The organism is Pseudomonas sp. NPDC090755 (assembly GCF_044769005.1).
Taxonomy (GTDB): domain Bacteria; phylum Pseudomonadota; class Gammaproteobacteria; order Pseudomonadales; family Pseudomonadaceae; genus Aquipseudomonas.
The window spans coordinates 1-14,379 of the sequence record NZ_JBIVXC010000015.1 but is presented as its reverse complement, the minus strand read 5'-3'; the positions used below and the strand labels follow the sequence as shown (position 1 = coordinate 14,379).

The 14,379-nt window shown below is 65.4% G+C and carries 10 protein-coding genes; 1 reads left to right on the top strand and 9 read right to left on the bottom strand.

Going from position 1 to position 14,379, the window contains the following annotated elements:
* Positions 1 to 22 precede the first annotated feature (22 nt).
* From ACIQUS_RS19970 to peaA, 5 genes are all read right to left on the bottom strand, one after another.
* The gene (locus tag ACIQUS_RS19970) at positions 23 to 1,696 is read right to left on the bottom strand and encodes an AMP-binding protein (protein ID WP_403050260.1); all 1,674 of its coding nucleotides are present in this window, start codon (positions 1,694 to 1,696) and stop codon (positions 23 to 25) included.
* Positions 1,697 to 1,812: 116 nt separating this feature from the next.
* Complete coding sequence (gene peaD, locus ACIQUS_RS19965) at positions 1,813 to 2,937, bottom strand: quinohemoprotein amine dehydrogenase subunit beta (RefSeq protein ID WP_403050257.1); 1,125 nt, start codon at positions 2,935 to 2,937, stop codon at positions 1,813 to 1,815.
* 31 nt (positions 2,938 to 2,968) lie between these two features.
* The gene (qhpC, locus tag ACIQUS_RS19960) at positions 2,969 to 3,292 is read right to left on the bottom strand and encodes a quinohemoprotein amine dehydrogenase subunit gamma (RefSeq protein WP_285865720.1); all 324 of its coding nucleotides are present in this window, start codon (positions 3,290 to 3,292) and stop codon (positions 2,969 to 2,971) included.
* Between the two features lies 1 nt (position 3,293).
* Complete coding sequence (peaB, locus tag ACIQUS_RS19955) at positions 3,294 to 4,724, bottom strand: quinohemoprotein amine dehydrogenase maturation protein (RefSeq protein ID WP_403050253.1); 1,431 nt, start codon at positions 4,722 to 4,724, stop codon at positions 3,294 to 3,296.
* A gap of 73 nt (positions 4,725 to 4,797) precedes the next feature.
* Positions 4,798 to 6,357, bottom strand: coding sequence for a quinohemoprotein amine dehydrogenase subunit alpha (peaA, locus tag ACIQUS_RS19950; RefSeq protein ID WP_403050250.1), 1,560 nt, complete (start codon positions 6,355 to 6,357; stop codon positions 4,798 to 4,800).
* A 416-nt stretch (positions 6,358 to 6,773) separates the two neighbouring features.
* Here peaA and ACIQUS_RS19945 point away from each other — a divergent pair, with 416 nt between their 5' ends.
* Complete coding sequence (locus ACIQUS_RS19945; protein ID WP_403050248.1) at positions 6,774 to 8,267, top strand: aldehyde dehydrogenase family protein; 1,494 nt, start codon at positions 6,774 to 6,776, stop codon at positions 8,265 to 8,267.
* Positions 8,268 to 8,411: 144 nt separating this feature from the next.
* On the opposite strand, the gene ACIQUS_RS19940 is transcribed toward ACIQUS_RS19945, so the two are convergent.
* From ACIQUS_RS19940 to ACIQUS_RS19925, 4 genes are read right to left on the bottom strand one after another with little or no spacing between them, the layout of a single operon-like run.
* On the bottom strand, positions 8,412 to 9,716 hold the full coding sequence (locus ACIQUS_RS19940; RefSeq protein ID WP_403050245.1) for an NAD(P)/FAD-dependent oxidoreductase: 1,305 nt from the start codon (positions 9,714 to 9,716) through the stop codon (positions 8,412 to 8,414).
* Entirely contained in the window at positions 9,709 to 10,389 is a 681-nt protein-coding gene (locus ACIQUS_RS19935; RefSeq protein ID WP_403050242.1) for a S8 family serine peptidase, read from the bottom strand. The genes ACIQUS_RS19940 and ACIQUS_RS19935 overlap by 8 nt, the downstream gene beginning before the upstream one ends.
* Positions 10,379 to 12,112 carry an ABC transporter ATP-binding protein gene (locus ACIQUS_RS19930; protein ID WP_403050239.1) on the bottom strand — a complete coding sequence of 578 codons (1,734 nt, stop codon included), beginning with the start codon at positions 12,110 to 12,112 and terminating at the stop codon, positions 10,379 to 10,381. Before ACIQUS_RS19930 ends, ACIQUS_RS19935 begins: the two co-directional genes overlap by 11 nt.
* 10 nt (positions 12,113 to 12,122) lie before the next feature.
* On the bottom strand, positions 12,123 to 14,030 hold the full coding sequence (locus tag ACIQUS_RS19925) for a sigma-54-dependent Fis family transcriptional regulator (RefSeq protein WP_403050236.1): 1,908 nt from the start codon (positions 14,028 to 14,030) through the stop codon (positions 12,123 to 12,125).
* Between the last annotated feature and the right edge of the window lie 349 nt (positions 14,031 to 14,379).

Below are 14,379 nucleotides of genomic sequence, written 5' to 3'. Positions count from 1 at the left end.
ACCTGGGCAAACGGTGTCGGGATCAGGGCCGCTGCAATTGCTCGATGCTGATCTCGCGCATGCGAAACTTCTGCACCTTGCCCGTGACCGTCATCGGGAACTGGTCGACGAAAAGGAAGTAGCGCGGCACCTTGAAATGGGCGATACGTGCCCTGGCCCAGTCGCGCAACTGCTCCTCGCCCGGGCCTTCGCCCGGGTGCAGCCTGATCCAGGCGACGATCTCCTCACCATACCGGGCACAAGGAATACCGATCACCTGGACATCGGCCACCGCCGGGTGGGTCAGGAAGAACTCTTCCAGCTCGCGCGGATAAATGTTCTCCCCCCCACGAATGATCATGTCCTTGCTGCGCCCGACAATCCGCACATAGCCTTGCTCGTCCATGCACGCCAGGTCGCCGGTGTGCATCCAGCCGTCCTCGTCGATGCTTTCGGCGCTGGCCGCCGGGTTGTTCCAGTAGCCGAGCATCACGCTGTAGCCACGGGTGCACAGCTCACCGACCTGGCCACGGGGCACGCACTGCCCGGCCGTGTCGATGATCTTGCTTTGAAGGTGCGGCTGGGTGCGGCCGACGCTGGTAACGCGCAGTTCCAGGTCATCGTCAGGGCCGGTCTGCAACGACACCGGGCTGGTCTCGGTCATGCCGTAGGCGATCTGTACCTCGCTCATGTGCATTTCATCGATCACCCGGCGCATGACTTCGATCGGGCAGTTGGCCCCCGCCATGATGCCGGTGCGCAGGCTGGAGAGGTCGAAACTGTCGCGCTGGGGATGATCCAGCTCGGCGATGAACATGGTGGGCACACCATAAAGCGCGGTGGCCTTTTCTTCGGCCACCGCCCGCAGGGTGGTCAGCGGATCGAAGGCGTCCCCCGGGTAGATCAGGGTCGAACCATGGGTCATGCAGCCGAGGTTGGCCATGACCATGCCGAAGCAGTGGTAGAGCGGCACCGGTACCACCAGGCGGTCGTGCTCGGTCAGGCCCAGGCTTTCGCCGACCATGTAGCCGTTGTTGAGGATGTTGTAATGGCTGAGGGTCGCCCCCTTGGGAAAGCCGGTGGTGCCGGAGGTGTACTGGATATTGATCGGTTCATCGCAACGCAGGCTGGCCTGGCGTGCCGCCAGGTCCTCGGTGCTGACCTCCCCGGCCCGCGCCTGCACTGCTGCCCAGGACAGGAAACCCGCCGGTGGCTCGCTGGCCAGGCTGACCACCCCGCGCAATTGGGGCAGGCGTTCGCACGCCAGTTCACCGGGATTGCTGGTAGCAAGCCCAGGCGCCAGTTCCAGCAGCATGGCGTGGTAGTCGCAGGTTTTGAAGGCATCGGCACAGATCACCCAGCGACAGCCTGACTGGCTCAGCGCGTATTCCAGCTCGTTGCTGCGGTAGGCCGGGTTGATGTTGACCAGGATGGCGCCGATCTTCGCACTGGCGAACTGGGTGATGCACCATTGGGCGCAGTTGGGTGCCCAGATGCCCAGGCGGTCGCCACGTTCCAGGCCCAGGGCCATCAGGGCCCGGGCGTGACGCTCGACCGCCTCGGCCAGGGTCTGCCAGCTGTAGCGCAGCCCCTGGTGCCGGACCACCAGCGCCTCGCGCCGGGCGAAGCGTGAAACGGTGAGGTCGAAGGCGTCTCCAATGCACATCTCGAGCAGCGGGGTGTCCTGCCGCCCCTGGGTATGGCTCAGCGCGTTCATGGCGTTCTCTTGTTCTTGTTGTGCGGGTGGATGGCGGCCGCTGTGCAGCCGATCGCAGGCTGCGCCAGCTCCCACAGGTGACCGGAGACAACATCGGTCCCCTGTGGGAGCCCGGCTTAGCGGATGAACACCTGGGCGGTGCTGGTCGACATGTCGCCGCCTGGCAACTTGATGTTCTTGACCTTCTCCAGGCTCTGCGGATCGAACACCGCAATATCATTGAAGGTCCCAGCCAGGTACAGCTTGCTGCCCTTCTTGTTGAAGGCGACGCAGTAGTAGGTGTGCTCCAGGTTCGCGGCCTTGATCAGCTTGCGCTCCTTGATATCGTAACGGGCCAGGCGGTTGAGCACCCCGTACATCTGGTTCTCGTCCTGGGGCGAGCGCAGGCCGGTGAAGTACAACTCGGTCAGGGAGGCGAACTCGCGGTAGCTGCTCTTGCCGGTCTTGAGGTCGATGCTCAGGTAGCCGTACATCGGCTCGGCCGTGGCCGGGTCCTGTTTGTCGTCCTTGAAGCGCGACACGGTGTAGAGCATGGTGAAATCATGCTGCGCGGTCTGGTGCGGCCAGAAGTACAGCACGTCCGGGGCGCTGAAGCCCGGGCGCTTCCAGTTGCGCAGCGCCAGCGCCACCTCGTACTTGCCGGTCTTCACGTCCATCTTGTAGATGTCGGGGCCGGCGACGAACAGGCTGCCATCGTCCGCCGCCCGCATCAGGTAGACCTGGCGCGGCATGGGGAAGCTGCGTACCGGCTTGGCGTCCTGTCCGTCGCCGGCGCGGAACACTTCCAGGCGCGGCGGCTTGACCACGTAGTGATCGTTCAGGCGCTGGGTCGGGTTGACCGTGGCGTACAGCTCCTTGCCGTCGGGGCTGATGGCAAAGGAATACATCGAACGCCCCACCTCGCCCGGGGTGCTCGACAGGTTGGCGTGGAACACCGACTGGCAGGTGTCCAGGTCAATGCCGTACAGGTCGCCGTAGTGGTTGTTGAGCACATAGGCGGTGCGGTTGTCCGGCGCCATCATGGCGGTGCCGGGGCCGAAGGCGTCCGGCAGCTTGCAGCTCTTGTACACCTCGTCACTGGCCAGGTCGATGACGTGCAGGTTGTTCGGGTAGTTGGTGATGATCATGTACTCATGACCGGCCTTGAGCGCCGGCGCGCTGCTGTCGGCGGCCCAGGCGCCCAGGCTGGCGGCACAGGCGGCGACGGTGAACGCCAGTTTTGCGAAAACTCCAGCTTTCATGCGGTTTCCCCTTGTTGTTCTTGTCGGCCGGTCACTTGTCTTTCGGAAACACGGTGCCGAGGTTGCGCCAGTCGTCCTGGGAGTTGGTGGCCTGGGCGTTCCAGTCCTGGTAGGTGCTCATCATGTCGGGCACCTGGGCCGGCCACCAGCACGGGTCGGAGCAGCCATAGAGGTCGGCTTCCATCGGCTGGCACAGCGAGCTGACGCCTCCGAAGGCATCCACTTCCCAGCCCGGGTCGGTGGTGGCGGTACACCCGGCCACGGCGCTCATGGCGACCACTTCCTCGACACGGTCCTGGGCGACTGCCTGCTCAAGAATCTGGGCTTTGTTGTTCAGCGGCTTGAGGTGTTTCATGTCAGTGTGCCTTGCGCGGGGTGATGTAGTGGCTGATGAAGGCCGGGTTGGCGGCCATGATGCGGCTGTAGACCTCGATCCCGAAGTCGACCCAGTCGCGCATCAGTTCACAGTAGTGGTAGGTCGGGTGGGTCGGATCGCCGTAGCGGGCATAGCTCTCGTGGTAGCAACCGCCCGAGCACAGGTTGCGGATGCGGCAGCTCTCGCAGCCGGTGCCGCTGCGGTCCAGGCGCTGGGACAGGAAGTCGTTCAGTTCCACCTGCTTGACCCCGCTGTGCACATTGCCGAAGGTCGGCAGGCTGGAGCCGGTGAAGCGGTGGCAGAGGTTCAGCTCACCCTGGTGGTCGACCGCCAGCATCTTGAGGCCAGCCCCGCATGGCAGGGCCTTCTTGTGCCCTTCATGGATGTCGGTAATCAGCTGGTGCAGGTTGGAGAAGCCGATATTGCGGTGCTCCAGCGCCGCCGCAAGGTAACGCCGGCCCAGGGCCTTCATGTTGGCGAAGACCTCGACCAGCTCGGCCGCGCTGAGGTTGAAGTCGGCCATGTCCCCCGAGGTCACCGGGGCAAAGCCCACCTCGGCAAAGCCCAGCTCGTTGAACAGGTGGTTCCAGATGGTTTCGACATCGGTGATGCCGCGGGTCAGGGTCACCCGCGCACCGACCGGGCGGCTGTCGTAGCGCGACAGCAGCATGTCGGCTTTACGCCGGACCACGTCGTAGGTGCCCTGCCCGCCGACCGTGATGCGGTTGCGGTCATGCACGGTCTTGGGGCCGTCGATGCTCACCGACAGGCCGAAGCGATGGGCATTGAGCCAGTCGACGATGTCCTCGGTGAGCAGCGTGGCGTTGGTGGTCATGACGAACTCGACCTGCTTGCCCAGCTCGGCGAAGCGGCGTTCGCAATAGCCCACCATGTGCTCGATCAGCGGCCGGTTGGACAGCGGCTCGCCACCGAAGAACACCACGGTGTAGCGCGTCTCGTCCGGCGACTCCTTGAGCAGCATCTCCACCGAAGACTCGGCGGTGGCCACGCTCATTTTCTTTCCGGCCGAGGGCTTGTCCAGGTCTTCCTTGTAGCAGTAGCTGCAACTGAGGTTGCAGCCGGTGTTGACGTTCAAGACCACAGTGTTGAGGGCCGTGCGCTCGACCCGCTTCAGCCCGATTTCCGGAGTCAGCGGCGAGCCGTCGCTGACCACTTCCAGGGCCATCAGCTCGCGCAGGGTATCGATGATGTCCTGGCCGGCAAAGCGCGGTTCAAGACGTTGCAGCAACTCTTCGGACGAACAGCCTTGCTCGCGCAAGGTGTCGATGATCCCGCCGGTCACCGCGTCGGTGGCAAACAGCGAACTGCTGGGTATATGGAACAGCATGCGGTCGGCATCGACCTGCACTTCATGCAGGTTGCGCTCGACCAGATTCAATTGTGCGCCCATGGCGACCTCCCGATGTGCATCCCGATCAACGTTGGTAACCGGGCGCCGCAGCGCCCGCTCGGTACACGGCCGCCTACGGCAGTGGTGGGTTGTTCCAGCGCTGGACGGTGACGATCAGGTGGCCTTCGCCCTGCTGTCCGCCGTCTTCGAGCCTGGCGATCACTTTCAGGTTGCCCGCGTTGTTGGTCATCATCCGGCGCTCGGGGTTGGGGCCGGCGCCACCGGGCATGAAGATGCCGTTGTCCTGCATGTGCCCGGCGAACTTGACGTCTTCGTCCTCCCTGGCCCTTTCGTCATAGGGCTCCACCGACCAGCGCGCCGGCAGGAAGCCGATACGCAGCGGTTCACCCTTGGCGTCCTTGCCCCAGGCCTCGGCCTCGAAGCGGCCCTGGACCTTGGGCGTGCTGCCGCCGTTCTCGCCGATACGGGCGATGGAGAAGGCCGGCACCACTTTCACTTCCTCGACCTTGTCGTAAACGGTCAGGTTCACGCCGTTGAGCGCACCCTGGCTCACCTCGCGCACACCCGGCGCGGCGTCCTTCGCGGCACGGGCCTTGACCCGCACCTGGTTGGCGCTGGACGCCAGCACCTGGGTGACCTCGATACCGGCGCCCAGGTCTGGTTTGCCTGACAGGCCGCTGCCCACCAGGGTCAGCTCGGCCTCGCTGCCCGCCTTGATGAACGAGGGTTGCACCGCCAGCAGACGTGCCTTGCCCTCCTTCACCGCGGTGAAGTCCAGGCCACGTTCGTCATGCTCGGCCTCGAACATGCGTCCTTTCATCTCGCCATCGAGTGCGGCGAACACCTGGCGCATGGGGGTATCGCCAATCTTGACGTTGCCACGCCATTCGTAGCCGTTGTAGAGAATGGCCGAGCCGCTGCCCTGGAACGGGGTGCCGTCGGCGTACTGGCCCTTGATCTCGACCTTGAAGCCATCACCTTCGGCACTGGCGATGCTCATCTCGCCACGCACATCACCCTTGGTCAGCATATGACCACTGAAGGTCCACTGCCCCCCCAGGACCTCGGCCTTGGGCCGTGCCTTCTGCCAGTCGGCCCAGGCCGGGGTGTCGAAGGCAAAGCGCTTGGCTAGGTCCGGCACCATTTCATTCAGGGCGATTGGCAGCCAGTCACGGTCGCGCGACTGGGCCTGGTACTCCAGTGACGGCCATTGGCCCAGGTGGAAGTTGACCAGGTGTTCCCACTCCTTGGCCGGACGCCGTTGCAGGGCGACCCGAGCGCCGGAGTGACAGCGACCGCAGGTCTGGCTGAGTTTTTCGTCGAACGTCTCGACCGTATTGAGGCGACGCTCCATGGCGTAGCGCACGCCCTCGGTTTCACTGGGCGCAAGCCCCTGCTTGTCGGCCAGGTACTTGACCAGGGTGCGGCGGTCCTCATCGCTGATCTTGAGGCCATGCATGACCTGCATGCGGCCGATGCTCATCAGCCAGCCTTCCGGCGTCTTGCGCTGGTGGCTGATGCGGCTGTAGGTGTCATTGCCTTCGGGCAGGTGACAGCCCATGCACTTGGTCTGCAGCAGGTTGGCGCCAGGCTCCGATGCCTGGGCCTGGGTGCACAGCAAGGCGGCGGCAATCAGTGCCAGGCTGCTGCTGTGTCGCCGGAGTCGAGTCATTCTCAAGGTCAGACCTCCACGGTGTTGTTCTTATCGTTCTTGCACGCTGGGTGCCGTAGGTGCATCTGCGAATGAGCAATACAGAATCTGTGCCAATCTTCGCAAAGTCTTTCTTTTCAATAGCTTGAGCAATACCGGGGTGTTGTGCCCGGCGTATGGGTCCACACTGGGCGTCTAAATTTGCGACACCCCGTTGCACCATGAGACACGCCCATCGCTCGCCACAAGCTTAGGCCAACACCGGACTGTTCCATCGCTGTCTCATGGCGTCTCAAACTGCTACAGCCCGGGTCATGCACTGCCCCCCGGCCTGCTGCCGATTACCCTTTTATATCAACATCTTGAGCGACTTCCACGACCTTGGCATGGCGGTTGCGAAAGCGCCCTGCACATCCAATGACAAGAGGCGCCGCCCCATGCTTTCGACCCAGCCCATCCTCCCAGGCACCCAGGCCTTTCTCGACCGTAAACTGAAAATGCGCATCGGCGCGCAGTGGCAGGATGCACAGAGCGGCCAGACCATGAGCTTTCGCAATCCGGCCACGGGCGAAGTGCTGGGTGAGGTGCCCTGCGCCGACAGCGAAGACGTCGACCGTGCCGTCAAGGCGGCGCGCGCCGCTTTCGACGATTCCGCCTGGAGCCGCCTGCGCCCGCGCGAGCGGCAGAACCTGCTGTGGCGCCTGGCTGACCTCATGGAGCGCGATGCCCAGGAACTGGCGGAACTGGAGTGCCTGAACAACGGCAAGAGCGCCGCCGTGGCCAAGGTCATGGACGTGCAGCTGGCGATCGATTTTCTGCGCTACATGGCCGGCTGGGCGACCAAGATCGAAGGCACGACGGTGGAACCTTCGATTCCCCTGATGCCCAATGACCAGTTCCACGGTTTCATCCGCCGTGAAGCCATCGGCGTGGTCGGCGCCATCGTTGCCTGGAACTTCCCGCTGCTGCTGGCGTGCTGGAAGCTCGGCCCGGCGCTGGCCACCGGCTGCACCGTGGTGCTCAAGCCTGCGGACGAGACACCGCTCACCGCACTGAAACTGGCCGAACTGGTGCAGGAGGCGGGTTACCCGGAGGGTGTGTTCAACGTCATCACCGGCACCGGCCTCAACGCCGGCGCCGCCCTCACCCGCCATCCGGGCGTCGACAAACTGACCTTCACCGGCTCCACCGAAGTCGGCAAGCAGATCGGCAAGGCCGCGATGGAGAACATGACCCGGGTCACCCTGGAGCTGGGCGGCAAATCGCCGACCATCGTCATGCCCGACGCCAACCTGCAGGAAGCCGCCGCCGGCGCTGCCACGGCGATCTTCTTCAATCAGGGCCAGGTGTGCTGCGCGGGGTCGCGTCTGTACGTGCACCGCAAGCATTTCGACAATGTAGTGGCCGACATCGCCGGCATCGCCAACGGCATGACCCTGGGCAACGGCCTGGACCCGAAGGTGCAGATGGGCCCGCTGATCTCGGCCAAGCAGCAGGACCGGGTCACCGGCTACATCAACCTTGGCCGCGAGCTGGGTGCCACCATCGCCTGTGGCGGCGAAGGGTTCGGGCCGGGTTACTTCGTCAAGCCGACGGTGATCGTCGATGTCGACCAGCGTCACCGCCTGGTCCAGGAAGAGATCTTCGGCCCGGTGCTGGTCGCCATGCCGTTCGACGACATCGATGAGGTCGTGGGACTTGCCAACGACAACCCCTATGGCCTGGGCGCGAGCATCTGGTCCAATGATCTTGCGGCGGTGCACCGCATGATTCCGCGAATCAAGTCCGGTTCGGTGTGGGTCAACTGCCACAGCGCCCTGGACCCGGCATTGCCGTTTGGTGGTTACAAGCTGTCGGGTGTCGGACGGGAAATGGGGGCAGCGGCGATCGAGCACTACACCGAGCTCAAGTCGGTGCTGATCAAACTGTAGCATCGCAGGCTTCGCCAGCTCCCACGGGCATGCCGGTACCCCCTGTGGGAGCCGGCATCGCCAACTCCCATATGCATGCCGGTATCCCTGTGGGAGCCGGCATCGCCGGCGATGGCTGACACCACCGTAGCCTGGCGGCTGCGGTTACCCGCGGTGGCCCTGGGCGGTAAGCCAGGCACGGAGCATCGCCTGTTCCCCGGCTGGCCGGTTGGCCAACAGCGTTTCAAGGCGCTGCCCGGCCTGCAGGCCATGCACCAGCGGCGCCACCTCCACCCCCTGCACGTGCCAGATCCCCAGCGGCTGGTCAGGGCCGACCACCACCTCGGCTTCGTCGATCACACCCTCGCGGATGACCGGGCGACAGGCGACTCGCAGCTGGCTGAAGTCAGCCTGGACATGGATCGGCAGTTCATCCGGCCAGCTGCGGCGTTGTGCCCAGAACGGATGCCCGGCGACACGTTGCTCCTGGGCATAGAAATCTCGCCCGATCCGCGCAAAGCGTAGAAACAGCTGTTCGATTCGCGTTTGATGAAAACGCCGTGCCAGGTCCACGCGTTCGGGATGGCGCAGCAACGTATTGACCACCGCCGGTGCCTGCAACGCCGAAGACAGCGACTGGAAAATACCGTTGCCGGATAACGGGTCCACCGCCATCGCCGCATCGCCCACCTTTACCCAGTTACTGCCGACACAATCGCCGGCCAGGATCGCCGTGCTGCTGCGGGCATGCAGTTCGCTCGGCTGCCAGGCAGCCGCGCCGAACAGTTCGGCCACCAGCGCCGACTGCCGACGGCGATCGGCACAATACCCGGGCAACTGCGCACGGGAAGGCAGCCGGGTCGATCCACTGTCCAGGGTGACCTGCCAATAGCAACGGCCATCGGCCATGCGCGCCATCCAGGCCCAGCCATCGTCGAGGCTCTCCACCGCCGAGACGGGCTCTCCCGGTTCGCCCTGCCACAGATTGAGCAGGCTGACGCATTCCGGGCCACGCAAGCGGTTGCTGCCCAGGGGCGCCTGACGCCCGCGGGCTTCGACAAGAAAGTCGGCCGAAAGCACCCGGCCGTTGTCCAGCACCACGCGGTGCGCGTGCGCGCTGCTGTGGACTTCGCGAACCCGCCCCTCGATAACCTGCACACCCGCCCGGCGCACGTCATCACGCAAGGCGCTGTCGAACAGGCGCCGGTCCAGCAGGAACTCCTGGTTCAATTGCTGGCGAGTCCCGTTCCAGTAAACCCGGCGCCGGGCCGGCACGGCGGCTTGCGCCAGGGCGCTGCCAAGGCCTGCATGGCGCAAGCCTTCCAGCACCCGCTGGGAAACGCCTTCCACTGCATCGAACCGCCGCCAGTCGGATACCACCTCGACGTCATAGCCCAGCCGGCGCAGGCCAATGGCCGTGGCGCCACCTGCGGGACCTGCACCGAGAATCAGAATGCGCGGCTCACCCATGCTCGCCTCCGCGACGTTCGGGCCCTCTGTAGGCCGCCTGTTCGCGCAGGTAGCCCAGCACCTGCTCGCGGTTCGCGCCGGGATGCGTGCGCAAGTAGGCACAGATCAGCCCGCTCAGCGCTGCACAGGCAAGGCTCGCACCGGCCTGTCCGGCATGCTCACCCACCGCGGCACCAAAGTCCGCCTGGGTGCTGTCGAGCCAGGACCACTGCCCCTCGCGACAGCGGGCATCGCCGGTGATGCGCAACACCCCCGGATAACTGGCCGGGTACACCGGCCCGCCCCGTGCCGGGCTGGACGCGCAGAGCAATACCCCGGCCTCCAGGGCCGCGGCGCACGCCTGGCGCAGCACCGGACGATCCTGCTGCAGGCCCAGGCTCAGGTTGACCAGGCTCACGCCCTGCTCCACCAACCACAGCAACGCCGCGCTGACTTGCAATACCGAGGTGCTCCCGCGGCTGTCGAACACCTGGGCCATCGTCGCGGACACGCCCTCGCCCTGAGCCAGCAACCGCCCGAGCACGGCACTGCCATGGCCCAGGGCATCGACCTGCAAATCGCCTTCGCGCAACATCCCCTGCTCCAGCCAGAAGCGTCGTCCACCCGCCAGCGAGCGGGCCTGAAGCGCAGAGCAGCCGGTATCGATCACCCCAACGCAGACCTCACTCATCATGGCGCAGCGGCTCCTGCCAGACCGCTTGCAAGCGGCCGTTTTCAAGGTGCAGGTGCAGGTTGGCGTCAGCCAGGGTGCTGGTGCGGTGGCTGATGAGGATCCGCGTGCGCCCGGCGAACAGCTGGTCGATGGCCGCGATCACCTCCCGCTCGGTGGTTTCATCCACCGCCGAGGTCGCTTCATCGAGCACCAGCACCCGTGGATCCTGGAGCAAGGCCCGGGCAATGGCGATGCGCTGCTTCTGGCCGCCGGACAACTGCTGGCCGCGCTCGCCCAGCAGCCCGTCCAGGCCCAGGGGCAAGGCCTCGACCAGCGACTCCAGGCGGGTCAGGCGCACGACCCGCTCAAGGTCTTCGCGACGGGCCTCGGGCACGCTGTAGGCCAGGTTCTGCGCCAGGGTGCCGCGAAACAGCACGATGTCCTGACTGACCACGGCGATCTGTTTGCGCAGGGCCACCAGGTCCAGCTCGCGCAGGTCGGTGCCGTCGAGCAGGATGCGTCCCTGGTCGGGGTCGTAGAACCGTTGCAGCAGGTCGATCAGGGTCGATTTGCCGACGCCCGAGGCGCCACTGATCGCCACTTTCACGCCGGCTGGAATACAGATTTCGACACCGCCCAGCACGCTGCCAAGACGCTGTTCATGGGCAAAGTGCACCGCTTCCAGGCGCAACTCGCCGGGCCCCTGGGGCAAGGGCGTAGGCGTGACGGCCTGGTGCACGCCAACCGGTTCCTGTTGAAGTTCCATCACCCGCCCCAGGCTCACGGCCATGCGCTGCACCGCCACGTACAGACCGAGCAGGCTCTGTACCGGCCCGACCGCCATGCCCAGGTAGGTGGAAAAGGCGATCAGCGCGCCCAGCTGCCAAGTGCCCTGGATCACCCAGTAACCACCCACCAGGAAGGCACAGGCGCGGCACAGCGAGGTCAGCGTGCCCGGCACCGCCTGGGTGAAGAACTCGGTGACCTGCACGCGCAGCAGCTGGCTCATGTAGCCCTGGCCCAGGCGGCCCAGGCGATCGGACTCGCGGCCTTGCTGCCCGGCGGCCTGGATGAATTTCATGGCCGGCAGGGTCTCGACCAGGAACGACGACACATCGGCGGAGCGCTCACGCAAGGTACGCACCTCGCGCTCGACCTTGCGCCGCATCCAGCGCAGCCACAACACTTCGATGGGAATCAGCAGTGCCAGCAACAACGACAACTGCCAGGACAGCATGAGCATCAGGGTCACCGCGCCGATCAGGCCGATCACGCTGGACACCGCCGAGAACAGCGAATCCACGGCAAAGCGCTGGATCTCGGCGACATCGCCGTCCAGCCGCGAGAGGATGTCACCGATGCGCTTGCGCCCGTAGAACGCCGGCGAAAGCTGTTGCAGGTGGCGGTACAGGTCATCGCGAAGGGCGAACAGGATGCGCCCGGACAGCCGTGTGTGCAGGTAGCGGTTGATCCCCGCCAGTAGCGTGCCGGCAATGCCGACCGCAATCATGATCGCCGCCATGTGCCACAGCACCTGGAAGTCCTTGGCCAGCAGGCCCTGGTCGATCAGGGTCTTGACCAGCCAGGGCTGCGCCAGCACCAGCAGCGACGCTGCCAGCGACAGCCCCAGCAACGCACCGATCGCCCGCCAGTGCGGACGCACGAAACCGTACAACCAGGCCAGCGCGCGGCGCATCAGCTGCGGGTCGGAGGCGTCGATGAGCCTCAGGAAAATACCGCCCATCACCGGCCCCTTATTCGCGCAACGGCTTGAGTTTTCGGTACAGGGTGGCACGGCTGATGCCCAGGGCCTGCGCCGCCGCCGAGACATTGCCTTGATGCCGCTCCAGGGCGCTGCGGATCAGCTCCACCTCGTTATCCCGGATACTGCCGCTGTGCGGCGGAGTGCCGCTGAGCTCATCGAGCAGGCAGTCAGTGAGGTGCTCAAGGCTCAGCACCTGCTCGCCCGGTTCGCGCATGGCCAGTGCCGAACGCAGGACCATTTCCAGCTGGCGGATGTTGCCCGGCCAGTCGAAGTTGCCCAGCAGTTCGCGCAGGCCCGGGTCCAGGCTCACCCCTTGGGCACCGAACTTGCCCAGCAGGCTGTCGATCACCTCGCCCAGGTCGTCGCGGTCGCGCAGGGCCGGCAGTTGCAGGCTCACGCCATTGATGCGGTAGTAGAGGTCCTCGCGAAAATGCTGGTCGAGCACCAGGCGCTTGAGGTCGCGGTGGGTGGCGCAGATCACCGCCACGTCGATCTCCTGCTCTTCGCCGGCGCCCAGCGGCGCGACCCGGCGATCCTGCAGCACCCTGAGCAGGCGCGCCTGCAAGGCCAGCGGCATATCGCCGATTTCATCGAGGAACAAGGTGCCGCCGTGGGCCTGCATCAGGCGCCCGACCATGCCGCCCCGGCGCGAGCCGGTGAAGGCGCCTTCGCGGTAACCGAACAGTTCGGATTCGATCAGGCCTTCGGGAATGGCGGCGCAGTTGACCGCCACGAACGGTTTGTCGGCACGGGCGCTGGCCTGGTGCAGTGCACGGGCCACCACCTCCTTGCCGGTACCGGTTTCGCCGAGCAACAGCACCGGCAGGTCATTGTTCAGGCCCCGGCGCGCCATGCCCAGGGCCCTGGCAAAACGTGCATCGCGGCCGGCCAGGGTTTCCAGCGCCACAGGCCGTGGGGACGGCAGCGCTTTATTGACCGGCTGCGCCGTGCCCATGCCGACCCGCCGGGGCAGGTGCACGGCACGGAAGAAAAACTCGCCCTTGGCGGTTTGCACACTGCTCACCCGGTCCATCCACAGGCGGGTGAGGAAGGCCGAGGTGCGCTCGCCCATCAGTTCACTGCAACGCCGCCCGACCAGGGCCTGGCGCGATAGCTGGAGCAACTCGCAGGCACGTTCGTTGGCCGCCAGCACCTCACCGTCCAGGCTCAGGGCCAGCAGGCCATGCCAGGCGCTGCCCAGGTACTGCGACCGGCTGTGGAAGGCCAGCACCAGTTGCTCCGGGTAGCACAGGCCGAACATGCGGCTCTCGATAGTGCTGGCCGCCAGTATCAGCGTCGAAAGATTGTCCTGGGGCTGGGCCATGACGCCTTCGCGGGTCAGGTCCAGAACGCCGATCACATGCCCCAGCGGGTCGCGCAGCGGCACCGAGGTGCAGGAAAACGGGCTGAGGCGATCCAGGTAATGCTCGCCACAGTTGATCAGGGTCGGCCGGCCCTCGACCACGGCGGTGCCGATGGCGTTGGTTCCACGGCTCGACTCGCTCCAGCAGCTACCGGGGTGCAGGTCGCGCAGGCCCACCTTGTTGAGCTCGGCGGTCTGCCCGCCGATGGCCAGGATGTTGGCCTGTGCGTCGCCCAGGATGATCATGCTGCTGTTGCCCAGGCGGTGGACCAGGTATTCCATCTCCGGCGTCGCGGCATCGATCAGCAGGCGGTTGCCATCCAGCAGTTCCTGCAGGCGGTGGCGCGCGTCCAGCTCCACCTGTTCGGCGTCCAGGCAATTGAGACCGTGGCCCAGGCTGCGCCGCCACGAGGCGTCGATTTCCTCGCGCAGCATGCCTTGCGGCAACGCGCCTTCGCTAAGCAGCTTCAGGCGCACCATCCGCGAGGTCTGCAAGGGGTCGGTAGCATTTGTTATTGGTATATGCTGCGCCATCTCTCACTCCAGCGTGCCGTGTGCGGCGCGGTGCCGCCAATGGCCGATGTCGAGCAGCCCACGGTTGATGCGACTGCTTGGGTCTCGCTGACTTTACTCCAATATTTCAGAGCATCCACGCACTGCCGGTAAAAAACCTCGGGCCGGGAGGCGGCCGCTGTATTGCGGGGGTATGGGTTTGGGGTTTGGGGTTTGGGTGTTGAAGCTGCGAGCTTATCCATTCCATGCGGCGACGCTGCCGGCCCCTTCCGCCTTTACGGCGGCCTACTTTTTTCTTGGAAAAAGTAGGCAAAACCGCCTGCTCCTACATACGGCCCTACGCTTCGCTTCGGGTCCCTTCGCTCCGGCG